A 22,548-nucleotide genomic window follows, 5' to 3' on the forward strand; every position below is an offset into this window, starting at 1 on the left:
ACCATGCATTTGCAGAACATCGCCTTTGCCACCACCGACTGGGCCAGCATTCCGCGCGAAGAAAAAAGCGCCGAAGCAGGCCAGGCCTTCTGGCGCACCCAGACATTTGGCGAGGTGCGCGTGCGCATGGTCGAGTACACACCCGGCTATGTGTCCGACCACTGGTGCACCAAAGGCCATGTGCTGCTGTGCCTGAGCGGCGAGCTCCACACCGAGCTGGCCGACGGCCGCCAATACACCCTGACGCCGGGCATGAGTTACCAGGTGGCGGACAATGCAGAACCTCACCGGTCCACCTCCCCACAGGGCGCCACCCTGTTCATCGTGGACTAAGAAGATATGAACGCGCCCGCCAGGGCTGCTACCCCCCATTTTTTGACAACAACTTTGCAACCGTAGCGGCCCAGGCGGCCACCCGCAGGAGACGAGAGTGAAACTGAACGACCTTCCCACCACCAGCACGTGGACCCTGGCACGCCGTGCCGAGCGCATGAACCCCTCGGTCATCCGCGAAATCCTGAAGGTCACCGAAAAGCCCGGCATCATCAGCCTGGCGGGCGGCCTGCCGTCGCCCAAGACCTTCCCGGTCTCCGCGTTTGCCGCCGCCTCCGCCGCGGTGCTGGCCAATGACGGCCCCGGCGCCCTGCAATACGCCGCCAGCGAAGGCTACGGCCCGCTGCGCCAGGCGATTGCCGACTTCCTGCCTTGGGACGTGAGCCCCGACCAGATCCTGATCACCACCGGCTCGCAGCAGGCGCTGGACCTGATCGCCAAAATCCTCATCGACGAAAACAGCCGCGTGCTGGTAGAAACCCCCACCTACCTGGGCGCGCTGCAAGCCTTCACGCCCATGGAGCCCAACGTGGTGTCCGTGGCCAGCGACGACCAGGGCGTGCTGATTGACGACCTGCGCGCCAAGGTGGGCACGGGCGCGGACAAGGCGCGTTTCCTGTACGTGCTGCCCAACTTCCAGAACCCCACGGGCCGCACCATGAGCGACGCACGACGCGCCGAGCTGGTGGCCGCCGCCGCCGAGCTGAACCTGCCCCTGGTGGAAGACAACCCCTACGGCGACCTGTGGTTTGACGCCCCGCCGCCCGCCCCGCTCACGGCCCGCAACCCCGAGGGCTGCATCTACATGGGCTCGTTCTCCAAGGTGCTGGCCCCCGGCCTGCGCCTGGGCTACATCGTGGCGCCCAAGGCCGTGTACCCCAAGCTGCTGCAAGCCAAGCAGGCGGCCGACCTGCACACCCCCGGCTACAACCAGCGCCTGGTGGCCGAGGTGATGAAGGACGGCTTCCTGGACCGCCACGTGCCCACCATCCGCGCGCTGTACAAGCAGCAGTGCGAGGCCATGCTGGCTGCGCTCGACAAGGAAATGCAAGGCCTGGGCGTGCACTGGAACCGCCCCGACGGCGGCATGTTCCTGTGGGTGCGCCTGCCCGAAGGCATGAGCGCCATCGAGCTGCTGCCCAAGGCCGTGGAGCGCAATGTGGCCTTTGTGCCAGGGGCGGCCTTCTATGCCGACAACGCCGACCACCGCACCCTGCGCCTGTCGTTCGTGACCTCCACCGTGGAGCAGATCGCCACCGGCATCGCCGCCCTGGCTGCGGCGATCCGCGAGAGCAAGGGCTGATTCACCATGCTGAGGCTCTGGGGGCGCCTGTCGTCCATCAACGTGCGCAAGGTCGTGTGGGCCGTGCAAGAGCTGGGCCTGCCCTCGGTGCAGCGCACCGACGCGGGCGGCCAGTTCGGCATCGTGCGCGAGGCACGCTACCTGGGCCTCAACCCCAACGGCCTGGTGCCGCTGATCGAGGACGAAGACACGGGCGTCACGCTGTGGGAGTCCAACGCCATCGTGCGCTATCTGTGCGCCCGGCATTCGCTGGGCAACCTGTACCCCGAAGACCTGCCCACGCGCTTTGTGGCCGAACAGTGGATGGACTGGCAACAGACCACGCTGAACCCCGCAGGGCGTGATGCGTTCCTCCAGTGGATTCGCACCCCCGCAGCACAGCGCAACGAGGCGCTCATCGCCGCATCGGTCGCACTGACCGAGCCGCTGATGGCGATGCTCGATGCCCACTTGGCGCGCCAGCCCTTCATGGCGGGTGAGCGGTTTACCATGGCCGACATCCCGGTGGGCTGCGAGATCCACCGCTGGTGGGGCCTGCCGCAAGATCGCGCCGCACACCCCCACCTGGAGCGGTGGTACAACACGGTCAGCACCCGCCCCGGCGCCCGGGGCGTGTTGGATCAGCCTCTCGCGTGAGCCTCTCCATGCACCAGCGCCCCTTCAAGCAGATCGACGTGTTCAGCGACCGCCCCGGCTACGGCAACCCCGTGGCCGTGGTGCTGGATGCCGACGGCCTGAGTGACAGCGACATGCGCCGCTTTGCGGCCTGGACCAACCTGTCGGAAACCACCTTTCTGATGCCGCCCACCGACGCCGGGCGTGCGGCCGGGGCTGACTACCGCCTGCGCATCTTCAGCCCCAATGGCGAGCTGCCTTTTGCGGGCCACCCCACGCTGGGCACCTGCCACGCCTGGCTGCAGGCGGGCCACCGCCCGCAGCAAGACGGCATGGTGATCCAGGAATGTGCGCTGGGCCTGGTGCGCATTGCCCTGAGCGGCGACACCCTGGCGTTTGCCGCGCCCCCGCTCAAGCGCAGCGCCCCCAGCCCCGCGCTGGTGCCGCTGATAGCCAGTGCCCTGGGCCTGCGCCCGCAGCAGATTCTGGGTGCGCAGATGCTGGACAACGGCCCCGTGTGGCTGGGCTTGCTGCTCGACAGCGCCGACACGGTGCTGGGCCTGCACCCCGACCACGCCCGCCTGAAGGACCTGGGCCAGGACGTGGGCGTGATCCACGTGGGCCCTGCCGCCAGCAACACCGCCCAGCCCGGCGTGGTGGTGCGCGCCTTTGCCGCCCCCATGGGCAACCCTGAAGACCCGGTCACGGGCACCCTCAACGCCAGCCTGGCCGAATGGCTGATTGCCGACGGCCTGGCCCCCCGCAGCTACCTGGTGGCCCAGGGCGAATGCCTGGGCCGCGCGGGCCGCGTGCACATCCGCCAGGACGATGACCACCAGCTGTGGGTGGGCGGCCGCGCGGTCACCTGCATTGAAGGCACGGTGCTGCTATGACCCCGCACCGCACTGCACCACGCCCCAGCGGCTGATTGCCCCCTCGGCCCCGCCAGGGCACCGAGCCACTACCACCTGTTTGCACACCGGGCCACACCCCGGTGAGCCCCCGGCGTGCCCGGCCCACCCCGCTTTACTGCCCGCTTGATTGACCAAGGACCTGACCACCATGCACCAACGCCCCTTCCAGCAAGTCGATGTGTTCACCGCCACGCCCTACCGGGGCAACCCCCTGGCCGTGGTGCTGGACGGCTCCGGCCTCAGCACCGAAGCCATGCAGGACTTCACCAACTGGACCAACCTGTCCGAAGCCACCTTCCTGCTGCCGCCCACCCCGGAAGGCCGCGCCGCCGGTGCCGACTACCGCGTGCGCATCTTCTGCCCCGGGCGCGAACTGCCTTTTGCAGGCCACCCCACACTGGGCAGCTGCCACGCATGGCTCAAGGCCGGCGGCCAGCCCCAGGTGGCAGGCCAGGTGGTGCAGGAATGTGGCGTGGGCCTGGTCACGCTGCGCCAGGATGGCGAGCGCCTGGCCTTTGCCGCGCCGCCGCTGATCAAGAGCGGCCCGCTGGCCGAAGAGGATGTGGCGCTGATCGCGCGCGGCCTGGGCGTGGCACGCAGCGACATCCTGCACCACGCCTGGTGCGACAACGGCCCCAACTGGCGGGGCGTGATGCTGCGCAGCAGCGAGCAGGTGCTGGCGCTGAAGCCGGACGCCAGCATCCTTGGCCAACTGGACGTGGGCGTGGTCGGCCCGCGTGGCAAGGTGGGCGTCATTGGCAGCACCGACGCCGAAGGCATCGCCTTTGAAGTGCGCGCTTTCTTCCCCGGCAACAACGGCCTGGCTGAAGACCCCGTGACCGGCAGCCTCAACGCCGCGTTGGCCCAGTGGCTCATCGGCGCCGGGCTGGCCCCCACGCAGTATGTGGCCGCCCAGGGCACCTGCCTGGGGCGTGCCGGGCGGGTGTACGTGCAACAGGACGGCGACACCATCTGGGTCGGCGGCAGCTCGGTCACCTGCATGGCCGGTGAGGTGCTGCTGTGACGGCGCTTAGCCAGCCCCCCTGCGTGGACCACCTGGTCGTGCTGGCGGCCAACCTGGCGAGCGGTGTGGCCTGGTGCGCGCGCACGCTGGGCATCACCCCCACGGCGGGCGGCGAACACCCGCTGATGGGCACGCACAACCGCATCATCAACGTCTCCAGCCCGGCGCATCCACGCGCCTACCTGGAGATCATTGCTATCAACCCAGGAGCGCCCAAGGCAATATCCACTGGCGCAAGACGTTGGTTTGACATGGATGACGCCAATTTGCAGACCCAGGTGGCACAACACGGCCCCCAGCTCATCCACTGGGTGGCGAGCGTGCCCGACGTGGCGGCTGCGTGCACCACGTTGTCGGCGCTGGACATGGATCGCGGCGCCGTCATCACCGCCAGCCGCCCCACGCCCCATGGCCTGCTGCAATGGCAGATCACCGTGCGCGACGACGGCCTGCGCCTGATGGACGGATGCCTGCCCACGCTCATCCAGTGGGGCGCCGTGCACCCCTGCGACAGCCTGCCCGCGAGCGGCGTGCAGCTGGAACAACTCGCACTGCAGCACCCGCAGGTCTCCACGCTGCAGGCGGCATGTGACGCCATCGGTGTCGGCCCCCAGGTCGCCGTCGCCGCAGGCAACGCGCCTGGCCTCACGGCACACCTCTCCACGCCGCTGGGCCCCGTCACCCTGTGGTCCTCTACCGAAAAGAAAGCCGCCGCATGAACACCCGCCTCGACCCCACCGCCCTGCTGCCCACCCTGGCCGACATCGAAGCCGCTGCAGAGGTGGTGTACCGCGACTTCGCCGCCACGCCCCAGTACCGCTGGGGCCTGCTCAGCCAGCGCCTGGGCACCGACTGCTGGCTCAAGCACGAGAACCACACACCCGTGGGCGCGTTCAAGATCCGGGGTGGCCTGACCTACTTTGACCAGCTCGCACAACGCGGCGCGCTGCCCCAAGAGGTCATCAGCGCCACACGCGGCAACCACGGCCAAAGCATGGGCTGGGCCGCGCGCCGCCACGGCGTGGCCTGCACCATCGTCGTGCCGCGCGGCAACTCAGTGGAGAAGAACGCTGCCATGCGCGCGCTGGGCGTCACGCTCATCGAGCACGGCGACGACTTTCAGGAAGCGCGCGAACACGCCATGCAGCTCGCGGCCCAGCGCGGCGCCCACATGGTGCCCAGCTTCCACCCCGACCTGCTGCGGGGGGTGAGCACCTACTGGTGGGAATTTTTGCGCGCCGTGCCGCAGCTCGATGTGGTGTACGTGCCCATCGGCCAGGGCTCGGGCGCATGTTCGGCCATCGCCGCCAAGCTGGCGCTGCAGCACCCCGTGCGCGTGGTCGGCGTGGTCAGCAGCCATGCCACCACCTACGCCGACTCGCTGGCCGCTGGCCATGTGGTCGAAGCACCGGTGACCACCCAGCTCGCCGACGGCATGGCCTGCCGCGTGGCCGACGCCGAGGCCCTGGCCGTGCTGGCACCCCACATCGACCACATCGTACAGGTGAGCGACGCCGAGGTGGCCGCCGCCATGCGCGCGATCTTTACCGACACCCACAACGTGGCGGAGGGTGCGGGCGCCGCCGCGCTGGCGGCAGCCCTGCAGGAACGCGACCAGCTACAGGGTTTGCACGTGGGCCTGGCGTTGACGGGCGGCAACGTGGATGCGCCCATGTTCGGCAGCGTTCTGGCGGGCTGAAGCCCTTGCGGATTCAACCTAAAAAGCTACACATTTAATAGCATCGGTCGCTTTTGCGACAAACGCCTGCGGCGGGTTCTGATCACAATCCGCCGCATGGGAACCCTCTACCTCGTGCGCCACGGCCAGGCCTCGTTTGGCGCAGAAGACTACGACCAGCTCAGCGCGCTGGGCCGCCAGCAGGCGGTGCGCCTGGGCGAACACTGGCGCGCACGCGGCTTGGGGTTTGACGCCGTCATCACCGGCACACTGCGCCGCCACACGCAGACGCTGGAAGGCATCGCCGAGGGCCTGCAGACCACGCCCAATGCGCTGCAGTTGCCAGGCCTCAACGAATACGACAGCCACGCACTCATCGCCGCCATCCACCCCCAGCCCCTGGGCCCGGCCGACACGCCCGAGCGCTACCGCGCGCACTTCCGCATCCTGTGCGACGCACTGGCGCAGTGGATGGCAGGTGTCATCAGCCCCCAGGGCATGCCCAGCTGGAACGAATTTTCGGCCGGCGTGCGCAGCGCGCTGGACCATGTGCGCCACCACCACGCAGGCCAGAACGTGCTGCTGGTGAGCAGCGGCGGCCCCATCTCCACGGCCGTGGGCGAGGTGCTGGGCACGGCGCCCGAGGTCACCATTGCGCTGAACATGCGCATCCGCAACAGCGCGGTGACGGAGTTCTCCATCTCGCCCAAGCGATTGATGCTGCAGACCTTCAACACGCTGCCGCACCTGAATGAGCTGGAGCATGCGCAGTGGGTCACGCACGCCTGAGCACCGAGATTTCGGCTTTTTGAGCCTTTCAGGCTGCTTGCGTTAGTGGATCATGCGCCAGTAGCTATCAATAAGATAGCAAATCGATTCAACCCAGGTCAGGCCCGCTCGCCAGGGTAGATAGCGGCAGCGCCTGCAGCTCCTGCAGCAGCGCCACCAGTTGCTGCGCTGCAGCGTCTACCACCGCTTGCCCCTTGTCGGCCGTGGCTGCGGCCGCGTCACCCACGGCACCCGCCGGGTGGTAGTCCTGCATCTGCCAGCCCAGCTTGGCGCTTTTGCCGTTGCCCAGGATGGCGTAGCGCTCCGACCGGTCTTGTGAAGTGGAGCGGAAGTTCTGCGCCTGTTCCATGCGCACCGTGGCGGGCGCCAGGTGCAGCATCATCGATGTCTCGATCTCGCCTGCGTGGATGCCAAAGCGGTGCTCCTGGGCGCTGAACTGGCCCGCTACCGCGTCTGGCAGCGGCAGGCTGAACCAGCTGGCGCTGTAGACGATGAGATCGCATCGCGTGCGCAGCTCGCGCGCCACGATGTCCATCACGCTCACCTGGCCGCCGTGGCCGTTGAACAGCAGCAGTTTCTGGATGCCCGCGCGCGCCACGCATTCACCGATCTCGGTCCACAGCGCAATCACCGTAGCGGGCGACAAGGTGAGCGTGCCGGGAAAGCGAATGTGCTCCGGGCTCAGGCCCACGTTCTGTGGCGGCAAGAACAGCACGGGCAACTCGGCGGGCAGCTGCGGCAGCGCGGCATCGATCACGCCCTGCAGCAGCGTCGCATCCACCGACAGCGGCAGGTGTGGCCCATGCTGCTCGACAGCCGCCACCGGCAGCACGGCCACCACCTGTTCAGCCTGCCCGCTAGCCTTTAGCGCCGCGAAATCACGGGTGGACAAGTCGGCCCAGAAGCGGGAGGGCAAGGGAGTCAATGCGGCAGAAGTCATGTGTGCATGGTAGCGGCGCTGTTGATGCCTGGGAAACGGCCAGCGCCGCCGCTAACATGCCACCATGACCCAAGACCTCTTCCGCCAAGACGCCTACCTGCGCGAATGCAGCGCCCACATCACCGCCGTCACCGAGGCCGGGGTCGTGCTGGACCAGACCGTGTTCTACCCCCTGGGCGGCGGCCAGGCCGGCGACAGCGGCGTGCTGGTGCTGGCAGACGGCACGCAGATCACCATTGCCGACACCCGCAAGGGCAAAGATGCCGATGGCAACCCCACCAGCGACATCGTCCACGTCCCTGCCCCCGGGCAGGAAGACCGCGTGGCGCAGCTCACGCCCGGTACGGCCGTCACCGCCCGCATAGACTGGGAGCGCCGCCACCGCATGATGCGCCTGCACACCACCAGCCACCTGCTGTGCCACGTGGTGCCGCAGCTGGTCAACGGCTGCTCCATCACGCCCGACTATGCGCGGCTGGACTTTGCAATGACCGACCCGCTGGACAAGGAGCACCTGACCGCCGCCATCGCCACCCTGGTGGCCGCTGCGCACCCGCTTACCGTGGCCTCGATCAGCGACGAAGAACTGGACGCCAACCCCGCCCTGGTCAAGAGCATGAGCGTGCAGCCTCCGCGCGGCACCGGGCGCATCCGCACCATCCGCATCGGGGGCGAAGGCGGCGCGCCGCTGATCGACCTGCAGCCCTGTGGGGGCACGCATGTGGCCAACACCTCGGAGATCGGCGGGATCGTGGTGACCAAAATCGAGAAAAAGAGCGCAACGACCCGGCGGGTGGTACTAGGCTTTGCCCAGTGATAAGCCGCCCGGCCCCACTGTCAACAATCTTGAGCCACCGCAGCCCCCGGTTGCATTGGCTTACGCAGGCAGGCGGACAACGGGGACAATAGCGCCCGCGCGCAGCAGCCGCCCGGCATCCGGGTGGCGATGACCGGGCCTCCCCCGGGGGCTGCGGCGCCTACCCTTGCCTGCCGCCATGCCGATCTCCCTGCGCTCCGTCTCGTTTGCCACCCTGCGCCAGCACCGCTGGTTCCGCCCCGCCGTCCGCGCGCTGGCGGGCTTGATCGCTCTTTGGCTGGTCACCTGGCTCGCCATCCCGCCGCTGGTCAAGGGCCCGTTGGAGCGCATCGCGTCCGAGCAACTGGGCCGCGCCGTGACCATTGGCGGCATCGACTTCCAGCCCTGGAGCCTCGAATTTGCGCTGCGCGACGTGGCCGTGGCGGGTGCCAATGGTGCGCCCCCGCAGCTGACCATTGGCCGCATCTATGCCGATGGCGAGCTGCAATCGCTGTTTCGCCTGGCGCCCGTGGTGGATGCCTTCACCATCGACAACCCGGTGCTGCGCATCACCCACCTGGGCGACGGCCGCTACGACGTGGACGACATCATCGCCAAGGTCACCGCGCCCAAGAACGACCCCGAGCCCGACCAAGGCCCCGCGCGCCTGGCGCTGTACAACCTCGCACTCACGGGCGGCAGCATCGACTTCATCGACAACACCATCAGCGAGACCCACGAGGTGCGCGCGCTGACGCTGAAGGTGCCGTTCATCAGCACCCTGCCCTCGCAGCGCGAGGTCAAGGTGGAGCCCCACCTGGCGTTCACGCTGGACGGCAGCCGGTTTGACTCGTCCGCCGAGGGCACGCCGTTTGCGCAGACCGGCAAAGCCGACGCGCAGATCCGGCTGGATGGGCTGAACCTGGCGCCCTACCTGGGCTACCTGCCCGCCAACCTGCCCGTGAAGGTGCAAAGCGCCACGCTGGATGCGGATGTGAAGGTGGCCTTCGAGCAGCACCCGCGCATGGCCGTGAAGCTGAGCGGCACCGTGCAAGCCAGCGGCGTGCGCATGGCCGACCGCCAAGGGGCCGACCTGCTGAGCTACGAGCGCCTGAAGATCGACATGGCCGATGTGCGCCCGCTGGAGCAGATCGTGCGCCTGCAGCATGTGGAGCTGACGGCGCCGGTGGTCACGGCCACACGCGATGCGGCGGGCCAGATCAACCTGGCACAGCTGGCGGCGCCTGCACAGCCTGCAACGCCCGCCAAGGACAAGACCACCGCACCTGCAGCGCCAGCATCGGCCGACGCGGCATCTTCACCGCTGACCACCGCCAGCACAGCCTCCGCCCCTGCGTCCTCCGCCTCCACGGGCAAGGCCAAGGCCAAGACAGTCGCCCCCGCCTGGTCGGTCGAAGTCGCCACGGCCGCCGTGCGTGGCGGCACCCTGCGCTGGGCCGACGCCACCACGCGCCCCGCCGCGGCCCTGCAGGCCACCGAATTTGCGCTGGAGGCCGCCGACATCGCCCTGCCCTTTGCCAAAGACAACGCCAAGCCCTTCACCTTCAAGGGCGGGCTCAATCTGCAGGGAAGCACGCTCAGCTTCACCGGCGAAGCCACGGACCAGAAGGCCCAGCTCAACACCACCCTGAACGCCCTGGCCCTGCAACTGGCCGCGCCCTACCTGGCCCAGGCGCTGGAGCCCACGGTGACCGGCCAGCTCAGCGGCGACGTGGGTGTGCTGTGGCAAGCCCCCACAACAGCGGCCGCACAGGCCGGCGCCACGGGTGTCACCCTCAAGGCGGGCCCCCTGGCGCTGGAGCAACTGGCCTTCAAGCAGGGCAAGACCACCTTGGCCAGCCTGGGCAAGCTGGAAATCGCAGGCGCCGAAGTGCCCCTGGACGCACGCACCGCCACGCTGGAGCGCCTGGCCATCAGCCAACCGCAACTGGCGGTGGAGCGCGGTGCAGACGGCCGCTGGATGTTTGAGCGCTGGCTGAAATCTGAGAAGGCCGCCCCCGCCGCGCAAGGCAGCGCCACCGCAACTGCAGACCCCGCCCCCGCCAGCAACACCGCGCCCTGGAAGCTGCGCGTAGCCGACTTCTCGGTGCAGGGCGGCACGGTTTCCCTGGCCGACAACGCCCAGCCGCGCCCCGTGGCGCTGGACGTGACGGCCCTGGGCATCACCGCCCGCAACCTGGCCAGCGACGGCAGCAAGCCCGAGGCCTTCACGCTCACCGCCCGCGCCGCCGCGCCGGGCAAGGGCGGCAACAAGGCCGTGCCCGGCACGATCGACTACCAGGGCACGCTGGCCCTGCAACCGCTGGCCACCCAGGGCAAGCTCGACGCCACGCGCCTGCCGGTGCACGCACTGGACGGCTACCTCGCCAGCCAGCTGTCGGTGGAGCTGCTGCGCGCCGATGTGGGCTACCGGGGCCAGGTGGCGCTGGCGCAGACGGACAAGGGAGTCAGCCTGCGCCTGAGCGGCGATGCGGTGGTGGAAGACCTGCGGACCAACAGCACGGCCGCCTTCACCCCCAAGACCGAGGCCCAGGTGGGCGAGGAACTGCTGGCCTGGAAGAGCCTGAACCTGCGCGGACTGGCCGTGGCCACCGCCCCCGGCACCGCGCCGCGCGTGGAGGTCAAGGAAACCAGCCTGGTCGACTTCTTTGCACGCATCACGATCAACGAGGCCGGCCGCATCAACCTGAGCGACATTGCCAAGACCCCGGCCGAGGCCCAGGCGGCCAACGCAGCCAGCGCTGCTGCCAGCACAGCGGCACCCACCGCACCGGCTCCCGCCACAGCCGCATCGGCTGCGCCAGCGGCCACCCCCACGGCCGCAGTGGCCCAGGCCGACCCGCTGGCACCCGTGGTCGTGTTTGGCCCGGTGAGCCTGGTCAACGGCAAGGTGCTGTTCTCCGACTTTTTCATCAAGCCCAACTACTCGGCCGACCTGTCGGAGCTGACCGGCAAGCTCAGCGCGTTCTCGTCCGAAGCGCCCGGCGGAGATCCCGTGCTGGCCGACCTGGAGCTGCGCGGCCGTGCCGAGGGCTCGGCGTCGCTGGAAGTCGCCGGCAAGCTCAACCCGTTAGCAAAACCGCTGGCGCTCGACATCGTGGGCAAGGTGCGCGATCTGGAGCTGCCCCCGCTCACGCCGTATTCCGTCAAGTACGCCGGGCACGGCATCGAGCGCGGCAAGCTCAGCATGGATGTGAACTACAAGGTGCTGCCCAATGGCCAGCTCACCGCCAGCAACCGGCTGGTGCTGAACCAGCTGACCTTTGGCGAACCCGTGGAGGGCGCGCCCAACAGCCTGCCCGTGAAGCTGGCCGTGGCCCTGCTGGCCGACCGCCAGGGCGTGATCGACCTGGACCTGCCCATCAGCGGCTCGCTCAACGACCCGCAGTTCCGCATCGGCCCGGTGATCTTCAAGATCATCGTCAACCTCATCGGCAAGGCGCTGACCTCGCCCTTCAGCCTGCTGGCCAGCGCCTTTGGTGGTGGCGAGGAAATGAACCATGTGCCCTTTGCCCCCGGCAGCGCCACCCTCACGCCCGAGGCGCAGCAGAGCCTGGACAAGGTGACCAAGGCCCTGACCGACCGCCCCGCGCTGAAGATCACCGTGACCGGCACGGCCAGCCTGCCGGACGAACGCGAAGGCCTGCAGCGCGAGCACCTGCAGCAGCTGGTGCTGGCCGAAAAACGCCGCGCCAACCCGGCGGACACCGCCCCCGTGTCGGCCGCCGAGTACCCTGCCCTGCTCAAGGAGGTGTACCGCCGCGCTGACATCCCCAAGCCGCGCAATCTGGTCGGCCTGGCCAAGGACCTCACGGTGCCCGAGATGGAAGCCCTGCTGCTGGCCCACCAACCCGCCACCGAGGCCATGGCCGCCGAACTGGCCACGCAGCGCGGCCAGGCGATCCGCGCGTACCTGGTGGCGCAAAAGCTGCCGGTGGAACGGCTGTTCGTGGCCGCGCCCAAATCGGGCAAGCAGCCCGAAAAGTGGACCCCGCGTGCGGATTTGAGCCTGGCGACACAATAAGCGGCTGGCTGGCGGGAGGTTCTGGGCGAATCTCCCACCAGCCAGTCCCATCGCCCCGCAGGCAGAGCGCAGGGCGCCGGAACCAATCCCGCCCCGCCCGCTCCCACACTGCACCATGCCTTCACGCCTGTTCCACCGCCTTGCAGCCACTCTCTTTTTTATAGCTGCCAGCGCTTTATGGACTAGCGCTATCGCCCAATTGGGCACCAAAACAACCGGCCAGGGCACCAGCGTGGTCACCACGCCCTATGTGCGGGCCGAGCTGCTGGCCCATGCGCCCCAGGGCGTGGCACCCGGCCAGCCGCTGTGGCTGGGCCTGCAGATCACCCACCAGCCCGAGTGGCACACCTACTGGAAGAACCCCGGCGACTCCGGCCTGCCCACCGACCTGGCCTGGACGCTGCCCGCCGGGCTGGACGCGGGCGAGATCGCCTGGCCCCTGCCCAAGAAGATCCCCATCGGCACGCTGGCCAACTATGGCTACGAAGGCACGGTGCTGCTGCCTGTTCCCGTGACGGTGGCCAGCACCTACGCCCCCGGGCCGCTGGCCAAGGACGCGACGATCAAACTGCGCGCCTCGTGGCTGGTGTGCCGCAAGGAGTGCATTCCTGAAGAGGGCGAGTTCACGCTGCAACTGCCTATCCAGAGCACCACGGCGCTCAACGGCGCGGCTTTCGAGGCCGCCGCCAAGGCCCTGCCCCAGCCCGTGCTGGCGGGCACCAACGGCGTCGTTCCCGACAGCCAGGCGCAGATTGCGGACGGCAATGTGCTCAACGTCAGCGTGCAGGGCCTGCCCGTGGCGCTGCGCGGCAAGACGCTGGACCTGTTCCCCGAAACTGCCGAGGTCATCGACAACGCCGCGCAGTGGAAGCAGGCCTGGAACGGCAGTGTGTGGACCGCTCAGATTCCCCTGTCCGCCCAGCGCAGCGCCAGCCCCAGCCTGATGCCCGTGGTGCTGGCCGAGCAGGCGGCCCCGGGCCACGGCACCGGCCCCGACACCCGCACCGGCTACCGCGCCGAACTGAAGGTGCTGGGCACCTGGCCGCAGGGCGCATCGGTGGCCAGCGTGTCACCCGCCCTGGAAGCCGCACTCAAGGCGAATGCGGCGCAGGCGGGCGGCGCGGCAACACCAGCTGCTGGCTCTGGCGCCTCGTCGCTCACCCTCACCGCCGCATTGCTGGGCGCCTTGCTCGGCGGGCTCATTCTTAACCTCATGCCCTGCGTGTTCCCGGTGCTGGCGATCAAGGTGGTGGGCTTCACCCAGCATGCGCAAGACCGGCGCGCGCACCGCATCAGCGGCATGGCGTACACGGCAGGCGTGGTGCTGTCGTTCATTGCCCTGGGCGCGCTCATGCTGGGCCTGCGCGCAGCGGGCGAGGCGGTGGGCTGGGGCTTTCAGCTGCAGTCGCCCGCTGTGGTGGCATCGCTGGCAGCGCTGTTCACGCTGATCGCGCTCAACCTGGCGGGCGTGTTCGAGTTTGGGCATTTCCTGCCCTCCTCGGTGGCCAGCCTTCAGGCGCGCCACCCGGTGGCCGACAGTTTTCTGACCGGTGTGCTGGCTGTGGCCGTGGCCTCGCCCTGCACGGCGCCGTTCATGGGCGCGTCCATGGGGCTGACAGCCACGCTGCCTGCGCCCCAGGCGCTGGCAGTGTTTGCCGCGCTGGGGCTGGGGCTGGCGCTGCCGTACCTGGCGGCCAGCTTTGTGCCCGCCGTGGCGCGCGCCCTGCCCCGCCCCGGTGCGTGGATGGACACCTTCCGCAAGCTCATGGCCTTCCCCATGCTGGCCACTGTCGTCTGGCTGGTGTGGGTGCTGGGCCAGCAAAGTGGCATCGACGGCGCGGGGGCGCTGCTGATCCTGCTGGTGGGCCTGTCGCTGGTGGTGTGGGCCCTGTCGCTGGCCGGGCGGGCGCGGGTGTGGATGGCCACGGTGTCCATCGCGGCCATGGCCTTGCTGGTCTGGACCTTTGCGCCGCACGTCACCAACATGCCTGCCGCGCAGGCGGCCGCGTCGTCCCCGCAGGTCTCCGCCACCGGCTGGCAGCCCTGGGCACCCGGCGCGGCCGAGCAGATCGTGGCCGGTGGCCGCCCCGTGTTTGTGGACTTCACCGCCGCCTGGTGCGTGACCTGCCAATACAACAAGAAGACCACGTTGGCGGATGCCAACGTGGTCGCCGACCTGCAAACCAAGAACGTGGCCCTGCTGCGCGCCGACTGGACGCGACGCGACCCTGCCATCACCGCCGCCCTGGCGTCGCTGGGCCGCAGCGGCGTGCCGGTGTACGTGTTCTACCGCCCCGGCAAGCCGCCGGTGGTGCTGACCGAGGTGCTCAGCGTGGACGAGGTGCGCGCCACCATCGCCCAGTTGTAGCCCTCCCCGCTTTCGACCACCCGCCAACCCTTCAGGAGACCCCGCCATGAAGTTGCTTCGCCGAACGTTGATTGCCACCGCCGCCCTTGTCGCCCTGGGCGCCCAGGCAGCCGCCACCGTGGGCCAGCCCGCGCCCGACTTCACGCTCAAGGACACCAACGGCAAGACCGTGCGCCTGTCGGACTTCAAAGGCAAACACGTGGTGCTGGAATGGACCAACCCCGGCTGCCCCTTTGTGCGCAAGCACTACGACAGCGGCAACATGCCCGCCACGCAAAAAGACGCCACCGGCCAAGGCGTGGTCTGGCTGTCCATCAACTCCACCGAAAAAGCCAGCAGCGACTACCTGGAGCCCGCCAAGCTGATGGCCTGGAAGCAGGAGCGCAAGGCCACCCCCACCGCCGTGCTGATGGACGAAGAAGGCACCGTGGGCAAGAGCTACGGCGCACGCACCACGCCGCACCTGTACATCGTCAACCCACAGGGCCAGCTCATTTACGCGGGCGGCATCGACAGCATCCCCTCAGCCCACCCGGCCGACATCGAGAAGGCCACCAACTATGTGAAGGTGGGGCTGGCCGAGGCGCTGTCAGGCAAGCCCATCTCGGCGACGACGACGGCGCCGTATGGGTGCAGCATCAAGTACAAGTCGCCGGCCTGACCTGCCGCTGCGAACCCGAGGGCATGCGTACACTGTTTGCATGCTCCACACCCCCGACACCATCAGCACCCTGCGCCACCTGCTGACCGCCTGCCGCACCATCGCGGTGGTGGGCCTCTCGCCGCAGTGGCACCGCCCCAGCTACTTTGCGGCCAAGTACATGCAGGCGCACGGCTACCGCATCGTGCCGGTCAACCCGCTGGTGGCGCGTGAGGGCGGGCAGATCCTGGGCGAGACGGCCTACGCCAGCGTGACCGAGGCGGCTGCCGCGCTGGCAGCGCAGGGCCAGAAGATCGACATGGTGGACTGCTTTCGCAAGAGTGAGGACATCCCGCCGCTGGCCGACGAGGCCGTCGCCATCGGCGCAAAGTGCCTGTGGCTGCAGCTGGGCGTTTTCAACGAGGCCGCAGGCCTGCGCGCCGAGGCCGCCGGGCTGCAGGTGATCCAGAACCGCTGCGTGAAGATCGAACATGCCCGGCTGTTTGGTGGCCTGGGCTGGATGGGCGTGAACACGCGCGTGATCAGCGCCAAGCGCTTGCGGCAGCTGCCTTACTAGCAAATTGATAGCTGCCAGCGCATATTGCACTAGCGCTTGCGGCCTATTTCATTCAAATTCCTTCACCCAACCCCCTGCGCAGCACTGCGGGCTGCGCCACCGCCATGACAGAGCCCACATCCAACGGCGCCGACCGCCACTTCGGCTTTGGCACCCGCGCCATCCACGCCGGCGCCCAGCCCGACCCCGTGACCGGCGCGCGCGCCACGCCCATCCACCAGACGACCAGCTTTGTGTTCGACAACGCCGAGCACGCGAGCAGCCTGTTCAACCTGCAGACCTTCGGCAACGTCTACAGCCGCATCAGCAACCCCACGGTGGCTGTTTTTGAAGAGCGCATCGCCAGCCTTGAAAACGGCCGCGCGGCGCTCGCCTGCGCCAGCGGCATGGCCGCGCAGATGGCGGCGCTGCTGGCCATCCTCAAAACCGGCGACCACATCGTGGCGGCCAGCACGCTCTATGGCGGCACGGTGGGGCAGCTGGGCGTGGGCTTCAGCCGCCTTGGCATCGAGACCACCTTTGTGGACCCGGCCGACCCCGAGAACTTTGCGCGCGCCATGCGCCCCAACACCCGCGCCGTGTACGGCGAGACCATCGGCAACCCGCTGGTCAACGTGCTCGACATCGCCGCTGTGGCCGAGGTGGCGCATGCGCACGGCGTGCCGCTCGTCATCGACAACACCGTGGCCAGCCCCTACCTGTGCAACCCCTTGCAGCTCGGCGCCGACATCGTGGTGCACAGCGCCACCAAGTACATCGGCGGCCACGGCACCACCATGGGCGGTGTGGTGGTGGAGGGTGGCAAGTTCCCGTGGGACAACGGCAAATTCCCCGAGATGGTGGAGCCCAGCCGCGCGTACCACGGCGTGAAGTTCTACGAGACCTTTGGCGACTTCGGCTACACGATGAAGGCGCGAATGGAGGTCAACCGCACCTTTGGCGGCGTGCTCTCGCCCATGAACGCGTGGCAGCTGCTGCAGGGCGCCGAGACGCTGCACCTGCGCATGCGCGAGCACTGCCGCAACGCGCTGGCCGTGGCGAAGTTTCTGCAAAGTCACCCGCAGGTGGCGTGGGTCAACTACCCCGGTCTGCCGGATTCGCCGTGCTACGACCTGGCGCAAAAGCAGTTCCGCGCGGTGGACGGCACACCGGGCGCCTCAGGCATCCTCACGTTTGGCGTGAAGGGGGGCGCAGCAGCGGGTGAGAAGTTCATCGACGCCTGCGAGTTCTTGAGTCACCTGGCCAACATCGGCGATGCCAAGACGCTGGTGATCCACCCTGCATCGACCACGCACCGGCAGCTCAATGAAGAAGAGCTGGCCCGCGCGGGGGTGAGCGCGGACATGGTGCGGCTGTCGGTGGGGATTGAAGACCTGGATGACATCCTGTGGGACATCGACCAGGCGCTGGGGCGCGCAGCGGGCTGATCGCCCAACGGCCTACACAGGGCCGACCGGCGCGCCCAGGCGCTGCGACAAGCTCCGCGCCGCCTCGCGCAGATGCTGCGCCGCCGGGCTCGCAGGCCCCGTCTGCAGCGTGGCGCTGGGGCCGATCACGGCGATGCACAGCACCAGCTGCCCGAACCCATCAAACACCGGCGTGGCCAGCGCGCTAATGCCGGGCAGGAGCTGGTCGGTCACTTCGCTGATCTGGTGCTGGCGCACGGCCTCCAGTTCGGCCGCAAACGCGGGCTCATCCAGCGCACCCGCAAACCCTTCGGCCGCCAGCGCGGCGGCGGCGCGCTCGCGCGGGCCGAAGGCTGCAAACACCTTGCCCGTGGCCGTGTGCCGCACCGAGGCCGTGGTGCCGTGGCGCATGGCCACGTACACGGCCGTGGGGCCTTCTTCCACCCGAATGATGGTAGGGCCGTTGTCGCCCCAGACCGAGGCCGACACGGTGTAGCCAATGCGCTGGGCCAGCGCGGGCAGCTCGGCAATGGCCAGACGCACCGGGTCCACCTGCTGCAGGCTGATCAGGCCCAGCTGCATGGCCAAGGGGCCCAGGCCGTAGTGGCCGCTCACGGCATCCTGCTCGATCAAGCCCAGCTTGCCAAAGCTCACCAGGTAGGGGTGGGCCTTGGCGGCCGTCATGTCCGCCGCGCGGGCCAGGTCCTTGAGGGCCATGCGCCGACCGGTGCGGGCCAGCACTTTCAGCAGCTGGCCGCCCACCTCCACGCTCTGGATGCCGCGCGGGCTGCGGGGCGTGTCTTCGTCGTCGGCGGGGGGCAGGTCAGGAGTCGTGGTGGGCATGGGGCGATTGTCCACGCAGCGCAGCATCCACACGCTCTTCGGGTTTACACCTAAACAAATGCGTTAGACATAAACAAATTTCTTGCCTAACATCAACGCGTTCCGTTTAGATAAATGCATTCGCCATTAACAAATCAACACCATGAGCACCGTCAAAACCTTTGCCTCCGCCGCTGACCTCGAAGTGAAGAAGGTGAGCTTCGACAAGCTCTCCGACCACGCCTATGCCTACACGGCCGAGGGCGACCCCAACACCGGCATCATCATTGGCGACGACGCGGTGATGGTCATTGACACCCAGGCCACGCCCGTGATGGCGCAGGACGTCATCCGCCGCATCCGCGAGGTGACGGATAAGCCCATCAAATACGTCCTGCTCTCGCACTACCACGCAGTGCGCGTGCTGGGTGCCAGCGCTTACGGTGCCGAGCACATCATTGCCAGCGAGGACACCCGCGGCCTGATCGTGGAGCGCGGCCAGTTCGACAAGGACAGCGAGATCGGCCGCTTTCCGCGCCTGTTCCAGAACGTGGAGAGCGTGCCGGACGGCCTGACCTGGCCGACCATGACCTTCAACAAGAAGATGACCCTGTGGCTGGGCAAGCTGGAGGTGCAGATCCTGCAACTGGGCCGGGGCCACACCAAGGGCGACACGGTGGCCTGGTTGCCGCAGGAAAAGATCCTGTTCAGCGGCGACCTGGTGGAGTTCGACGCCACGCCGTATGCGGGCGACGCGTATTTCCAGGACTGGCCGCAGACCCTGGACAACATCGCAGCCCTCAAGCCCGAAAAGCTGGTGCCCGGCCGTGGCGCCGCGCTGCAGACGCCCGAGCAGGTGCAGGCGGGCCTGGCAGGCACGCGCGCCTTCATCAGCGACCTGTACGAGAGCGTGAAGGCCAGTGCGGCCAAGGGCGAGGACCTGCGCAAGGTCTACGAGGCCACGTTTGCCCAACTGCAGCCCAAGTACGGCCACTGGGTCATCTTCAACCACTGCATGCCGTTTGACGTGACCCGGGCGTACGACGAGGCCACGCAATACCCGGACCCACGCATCTGGACCGCTGAACGCGACATTCAAATGTGGAAAGCCCTGGAAGGCTGAACCGCCGAGGTTGGAGGAGACAAAAAATGAACCCCAGAGACATTCCCCGCGAGGCCTTCCACGCCAGTGGCGCCGAGGTGCAGGCCATCGACTTCGGCTACGTGCGCTCGCCCGACCAGAACAGCGCCACGCCTGCGCAGCACCCCATCGCGGTGATCGGCGCGGGCCCCGTGGGCCTGTCGCTCGCCATTGACCTGGCCCAGCGCGGGCAGCGCGTGGTGGTGCTGGACAACGACCACAAGCTCTCCATCGGCTCGCGCGCCATCTGCTTTGCCAAGCGCACGCTGGAGATCTGGGACCGCCTGGGCGTGGGCCAGCGCATGGTGGACAAGGGCGTGTCGTGGAACCTGGGCAAGGTGTTCCTCAAAGACGAGCAGCTGTATGAATTCAATCTGCTGCCCGAAGAAGGCCACGAGCGCCCCGCCTTCATCAACCTGCAGCAGTACTACGCCGAGGCCTACCTGGTGGAGCGTGCGCTGCAGCTGCCGGGCATCGACATCCGCTGGCACAACAAGGTGACGGCCGTACAAAGCCGCCCCGATGGCGCGCTGCTGAGCATCGACACGCCCGAGGGCGCCTACCAGATGGATGCGCAATGGCTGGTAGCTTGCGACGGCGCACGCTCGCCCACGCGGCAGATGCTGGGGCTGGAGAGCAAGGGGCGCATCTTTCAGGACCGCTTCCTGATCGCCGACGTGAAGCTGGCGGGCGATGCAGACTTCCCGACCGAACGCTGGTTCTGGTTCGACCCGCCCTTTCACCCCAACCAGAGCGTGCTGCTGCACCGCCAGCCCGACAACGTCTGGCGCATCGACTTCCAGCTGGGCTGGGACGCTGACCCCGAAGAAGAAAAGAAGCCCGAGAACATCATTCCGCGCGTGAAGGCGCTGCTGGGTGCAGATGCACAGTTCGAGCTGGACTGGGCCAGCGTCTACACCTTTGCCTGCCTGCGCATGGACCAGTTCGTGCACGGCCGCGTCATCTTTGCGGGCGACAGCGCGCATGGTGTGTCGCCCTTCGGCGCACGCGGTGCCAACAGCGGCGTGCAGGACGCCGAGAACCTGGCCTGGAAGCTGGACTGGGTGCTCCAAGGCCGCGCCAGCCCCACGCTGGTGGCCACCTATGGGCCGGAGCGCGAATACGCGGCCGACGAGAACCTGTGCAACTCCACCCGCGCCACCGACTTCATCACGCCCAAGAGCGAGGTGAGCCGCCTGTTCCGCGACGCGGCGCTGCACCTGGCGCGTGAACACGCCTTTGCACGGCGCATCGTCAACAGCGGGCGCCTGTCGGTGCCGGCCACGCTGCACCAGTCGCCGCTGAACACGCCGGATACCGATCACTTCGCAGGCACCCAGGTGCCCGGTGCCGTGCTGCTGGATGCACCGTTGACGAAACAGGGCCAGCCCACCTGGCTGCTGCGCGAGCTGGGGCCGGACTTCACGCTGCTGGTGTTTGGCCCGGCTCCGGCATGGGCCCATGACCTGCCCGGTGTGAAGGTGCTGCAGATCGGCATTGACGTGATCGACCACCAGGCGCTGGCCGCCCAGCGGCTGGATGCGCTGCCGCGCACCGTGTACCTGGTGCGGCCCGACCAGCATGTGTGCGCACGCTGGCGCACGCCCACCGAAGCGGCTGTGCGCAGCGCACTGGCCCGTGCGACGGGCGCAGCCGTCTGACCAGGAAGACGACAAGGAACATGCCCATGCTGAACACCCAACCGAACCTGCAGGCCTGCGACGACTTCTATGAAGCGCTGATTGCCGCGCACCAGGGCCTGTCCACGCCCGAGAGCCACGCCATGAACGCACGCCTGGTGCTGCTGCTGGCCAACCATATCGGCGACCAGTCCACGCTGCAGCACGCGCTGCAACTGGCGCGCGGCAGTGCCGTGCCCACGGCCGACCGGCGCACCACCCCGGCCATCACGCCCGTGGTGCCCACCCACGCGGTGGCGGCCTAGCCCGCACCTTTTCACCTGGCACTTCAGCACCGCGCAGACGGTGCGGGGTCCGACCCGCCTTGAACTTTGACCACTACGGAGACAACACCACCATGCAGCGCAAACATTTCCTCGCCACCCTTGCGGGCCTGGCACTGGCCACCACCCTGCCCCTGGCCCACGCCCAGGATTCCAAGCCACTCGAATGGGTGGTGGGCTACGCGGCGGGCGGCGGCTCGGACATCGTCGCGCGCACCATTGCCGAATCGATGTCGGCCACGCTGGGCCGCCCCCTCATCATCAACAACAAGCCCGGCGCGGGCACCAACATCGCCGCAGAGTACGCAGCGCGCAACAAGGACTACGGCAACCTGATGTTCTCGGCCGACTTCGCCACGCTGGCGGCCAACCCGTTCCTGTTCAGCAAGCTGGCCTACAACGCCGAAAAGGACTTCCAGCCCGTGGGCCTGCTGGTGCGCTTTCCGATGTTCCTGGTGGTGTCCAACAGCGTGCCGGCCAAGAACCTCAAGGAGTTCATGGCCTGGGCCAAGGGCCAGGCCGATGGCGTGAACTGGGCGTCGGCGGGGCCGGGCAGCCCGCACCACCTGGTGGGCGAGCTGTTCCGCGAGCAGAGCGGTCTCAAGCTCACGCATGTGCCCTATCGCGGCGCAGCCCCGGCCATCCAGGACGTGATCGGCGGCCAGGTGCCTGCGATGTGGATCGACAGCGCCACGGTGTACCCGTTCCTCGCGGGCAACAAGGTGCGCGCCATTGGCGTGGCCAGCCCGCAGCGCGTGACCACCATGCCCGATGTGCCCACGATTTCCGAGCAGGGCCTGCAAGGTTTTGAAGGTTTTGCGTGGCAAGGCCTGGTGGTGCCCACCGGCGCGCCGGCCGATGTGGTAGCGAACTTCAGCAAGGCACTGCAGACGGCACTGGCGGACACGCGCACCAAGGCCCGACTGCAGGCCCTGGGTGTGGAGCCCATGCCCGGCACTGCGGCGCAGATGGGCAGCTTTGCGCGGGCGGAGCGCGAGAAGTGGGGCCGCGTCATCACCAAGGTGGGCGTCAAGCTGGATTGAGCCCCTGAGCGGCTGCGCCGCTTCCCCTCAGGGGGTCGCCACCCGTGGCTTGGCGAAGCCAGCTCCACGGTGGCACTGGCGATGGCCGCGCGCCAGTTTTGCCGCCTGTGGACTTTAGGCTCTGCCGAGCCTCGCGTTTCGGAAAGTGGGC

The 22,548-nt window shown here is 68.3% G+C and carries 20 protein-coding genes; 18 read left to right on the forward strand and 2 right to left on the reverse strand.

Features of this window, described 5'->3' with window-relative positions; all coding sequences use genetic code 11:
* The first annotated feature begins 3 nt into the window (after positions 1-3).
* From ACODSU_RS14155 to ACODSU_RS14190, 8 genes are all read left to right on the forward strand, one after another.
* Complete coding sequence (locus ACODSU_RS14155) at positions 4-333, forward strand: DHCW motif cupin fold protein (RefSeq protein WP_060986802.1); 330 nt, start codon at positions 4-6, stop codon at positions 331-333.
* 97 nt (positions 334-430) lie between these two features.
* Entirely contained in the window at positions 431-1,636 is a 1,206-nt protein-coding gene (locus tag ACODSU_RS14160; RefSeq protein WP_488842748.1) for an aminotransferase-like domain-containing protein, read from the forward strand.
* 6 nt (positions 1,637-1,642) lie between these two features.
* Positions 1,643-2,272 carry a glutathione S-transferase gene (locus tag ACODSU_RS14165; RefSeq protein ID WP_309828673.1) on the forward strand — a complete coding sequence of 210 codons (630 nt, stop codon included), beginning with the start codon at positions 1,643-1,645 and terminating at the stop codon, positions 2,270-2,272.
* A gap of 8 nt (positions 2,273-2,280) precedes the next feature.
* On the forward strand, positions 2,281-3,144 hold the full coding sequence (locus tag ACODSU_RS14170) for a PhzF family phenazine biosynthesis protein (protein ID WP_056065622.1): 864 nt from the start codon (positions 2,281-2,283) through the stop codon (positions 3,142-3,144).
* A 169-nt stretch (positions 3,145-3,313) separates the two neighbouring features.
* Entirely contained in the window at positions 3,314-4,189 is an 876-nt protein-coding gene (locus ACODSU_RS14175; RefSeq protein WP_422847871.1) for a PhzF family phenazine biosynthesis protein, read from the forward strand.
* 23 nt (positions 4,190-4,212) lie between these two features.
* Positions 4,213-4,908: a VOC family protein gene (locus ACODSU_RS14180; RefSeq protein WP_488842749.1), complete on the forward strand. Its 696-nt coding sequence runs from the start codon at positions 4,213-4,215 to the stop codon at positions 4,906-4,908.
* On the forward strand, positions 4,905-5,888 hold the full coding sequence (locus ACODSU_RS14185) for a threonine dehydratase (RefSeq protein WP_488842750.1): 984 nt from the start codon (positions 4,905-4,907) through the stop codon (positions 5,886-5,888). The genes ACODSU_RS14180 and ACODSU_RS14185 overlap by 4 nt, the downstream gene beginning before the upstream one ends.
* Before the next feature lie 96 nt (positions 5,889-5,984).
* On the forward strand, positions 5,985-6,656 hold the full coding sequence (locus ACODSU_RS14190) for a histidine phosphatase family protein (protein WP_015015854.1): 672 nt from the start codon (positions 5,985-5,987) through the stop codon (positions 6,654-6,656).
* An 88-nt stretch (positions 6,657-6,744) separates the two neighbouring features.
* On the opposite strand, the gene ACODSU_RS14195 is transcribed toward ACODSU_RS14190, so the two are convergent.
* Positions 6,745-7,596 (reverse strand): creatininase family protein, encoded by an 852-nt coding sequence (locus ACODSU_RS14195; protein WP_476018211.1) that lies wholly within the window; start codon positions 7,594-7,596, stop codon positions 6,745-6,747.
* A gap of 64 nt (positions 7,597-7,660) precedes the next feature.
* On the opposite strand from ACODSU_RS14195, the gene ACODSU_RS14200 reads away from it, so the two are divergent.
* The 6 genes from ACODSU_RS14200 to ACODSU_RS14225 all read left to right on the forward strand — a co-directional run bounded on the left by ACODSU_RS14200 (position 7,661) and on the right by ACODSU_RS14225 (position 17,449).
* A complete protein-coding gene (locus ACODSU_RS14200) occupies positions 7,661-8,413 on the forward strand; it encodes an alanyl-tRNA editing protein (protein ID WP_488842751.1) in 753 nt (250 codons plus the stop codon).
* 178 nt (positions 8,414-8,591) lie between these two features.
* The gene (locus ACODSU_RS14205) at positions 8,592-12,437 is read left to right on the forward strand and encodes a DUF748 domain-containing protein (protein WP_488842752.1); all 3,846 of its coding nucleotides are present in this window, start codon (positions 8,592-8,594) and stop codon (positions 12,435-12,437) included.
* Between the two features lie 115 nt (positions 12,438-12,552).
* On the forward strand, positions 12,553-14,805 hold the full coding sequence (locus tag ACODSU_RS14210) for a protein-disulfide reductase DsbD family protein (protein WP_488842753.1): 2,253 nt from the start codon (positions 12,553-12,555) through the stop codon (positions 14,803-14,805).
* 46 nt (positions 14,806-14,851) lie between these two features.
* Positions 14,852-15,466: a thioredoxin family protein gene (locus ACODSU_RS14215; protein ID WP_488842754.1), complete on the forward strand. Its 615-nt coding sequence runs from the start codon at positions 14,852-14,854 to the stop codon at positions 15,464-15,466.
* Between the two features lie 40 nt (positions 15,467-15,506).
* Positions 15,507-16,022 (forward strand): CoA-binding protein, encoded by a 516-nt coding sequence (locus ACODSU_RS14220; protein WP_295943236.1) that lies wholly within the window; start codon positions 15,507-15,509, stop codon positions 16,020-16,022.
* Between the two features lie 104 nt (positions 16,023-16,126).
* Entirely contained in the window at positions 16,127-17,449 is a 1,323-nt protein-coding gene (locus ACODSU_RS14225) for an O-acetylhomoserine aminocarboxypropyltransferase/cysteine synthase family protein (protein WP_488842755.1), read from the forward strand.
* Between the two features lie 12 nt (positions 17,450-17,461).
* Here ACODSU_RS14225 and ACODSU_RS14230 read toward each other — a convergent pair whose 3' ends face one another.
* On the reverse strand, positions 17,462-18,271 hold the full coding sequence (locus ACODSU_RS14230; protein ID WP_043565733.1) for an IclR family transcriptional regulator: 810 nt from the start codon (positions 18,269-18,271) through the stop codon (positions 17,462-17,464).
* A 142-nt stretch (positions 18,272-18,413) separates the two neighbouring features.
* Between ACODSU_RS14230 and ACODSU_RS14235 the strand changes: the two genes are divergently transcribed.
* The 4 genes from ACODSU_RS14235 (at position 18,414) to ACODSU_RS14250 (ending at position 22,397) form a co-directional block, all read left to right on the forward strand.
* The gene (locus ACODSU_RS14235) at positions 18,414-19,373 is read left to right on the forward strand and encodes an MBL fold metallo-hydrolase (protein ID WP_488842756.1); all 960 of its coding nucleotides are present in this window, start codon (positions 18,414-18,416) and stop codon (positions 19,371-19,373) included.
* 26 nt (positions 19,374-19,399) lie between these two features.
* Entirely contained in the window at positions 19,400-21,052 is a 1,653-nt protein-coding gene (locus ACODSU_RS14240; protein WP_488842757.1) for an FAD-dependent oxidoreductase, read from the forward strand.
* 26 nt (positions 21,053-21,078) lie between these two features.
* A complete protein-coding gene (locus ACODSU_RS14245) occupies positions 21,079-21,336 on the forward strand; it encodes a DUF2783 domain-containing protein (protein ID WP_488842758.1) in 258 nt (85 codons plus the stop codon).
* Positions 21,337-21,428: 92 nt separating this feature from the next.
* Positions 21,429-22,397, forward strand: coding sequence for a Bug family tripartite tricarboxylate transporter substrate binding protein (locus ACODSU_RS14250; RefSeq protein ID WP_488842759.1), 969 nt, complete (start codon positions 21,429-21,431; stop codon positions 22,395-22,397).
* The last annotated feature ends 151 nt before the right edge of the window (positions 22,398-22,548 follow it).

The organism is Acidovorax sp. FG48, assembly GCF_057809085.1.

Coding starts and splice junctions, on each gene's coding strand:
- ACODSU_RS14215 (WP_488842754.1), top strand. CDS start 14,852: ATGAAGTTGCTTCGCCGAACGTTGATTGCCACCGCCGCCCTTGTCGCC.
- ACODSU_RS14190 (WP_015015854.1), top strand. CDS start 5,985: ATGGGAACCCTCTACCTCGTGCGCCACGGCCAGGCCTCGTTTGGCGCA.
- ACODSU_RS14185 (WP_488842750.1), top strand. CDS start 4,905: ATGAACACCCGCCTCGACCCCACCGCCCTGCTGCCCACCCTGGCCGAC.
- ACODSU_RS14165 (WP_309828673.1), top strand. CDS start 1,643: ATGCTGAGGCTCTGGGGGCGCCTGTCGTCCATCAACGTGCGCAAGGTC.
- ACODSU_RS14225 (WP_488842755.1), top strand. CDS start 16,127: ATGACAGAGCCCACATCCAACGGCGCCGACCGCCACTTCGGCTTTGGC.
- ACODSU_RS14230 (WP_043565733.1), bottom strand. CDS start 18,271: ATGCCCACCACGACTCCTGACCTGCCCCCCGCCGACGACGAAGACACG.
- ACODSU_RS14175 (WP_422847871.1), top strand. CDS start 3,314: ATGCACCAACGCCCCTTCCAGCAAGTCGATGTGTTCACCGCCACGCCC.
- ACODSU_RS14250 (WP_488842759.1), top strand. CDS start 21,429: ATGCAGCGCAAACATTTCCTCGCCACCCTTGCGGGCCTGGCACTGGCC.
- ACODSU_RS14235 (WP_488842756.1), top strand. CDS start 18,414: ATGAGCACCGTCAAAACCTTTGCCTCCGCCGCTGACCTCGAAGTGAAG.
- ACODSU_RS14210 (WP_488842753.1), top strand. CDS start 12,553: ATGCCTTCACGCCTGTTCCACCGCCTTGCAGCCACTCTCTTTTTTATA.
- ACODSU_RS14155 (WP_060986802.1), top strand. CDS start 4: ATGCATTTGCAGAACATCGCCTTTGCCACCACCGACTGGGCCAGCATT.
- ACODSU_RS14220 (WP_295943236.1), top strand. CDS start 15,507: ATGCTCCACACCCCCGACACCATCAGCACCCTGCGCCACCTGCTGACC.
- ACODSU_RS14205 (WP_488842752.1), top strand. CDS start 8,592: ATGCCGATCTCCCTGCGCTCCGTCTCGTTTGCCACCCTGCGCCAGCAC.
- ACODSU_RS14170 (WP_056065622.1), top strand. CDS start 2,281: ATGCACCAGCGCCCCTTCAAGCAGATCGACGTGTTCAGCGACCGCCCC.
- ACODSU_RS14245 (WP_488842758.1), top strand. CDS start 21,079: ATGCTGAACACCCAACCGAACCTGCAGGCCTGCGACGACTTCTATGAA.
- ACODSU_RS14195 (WP_476018211.1), bottom strand. CDS start 7,596: ATGACTTCTGCCGCATTGACTCCCTTGCCCTCCCGCTTCTGGGCCGAC.
- ACODSU_RS14200 (WP_488842751.1), top strand. CDS start 7,661: ATGACCCAAGACCTCTTCCGCCAAGACGCCTACCTGCGCGAATGCAGC.
- ACODSU_RS14240 (WP_488842757.1), top strand. CDS start 19,400: ATGAACCCCAGAGACATTCCCCGCGAGGCCTTCCACGCCAGTGGCGCC.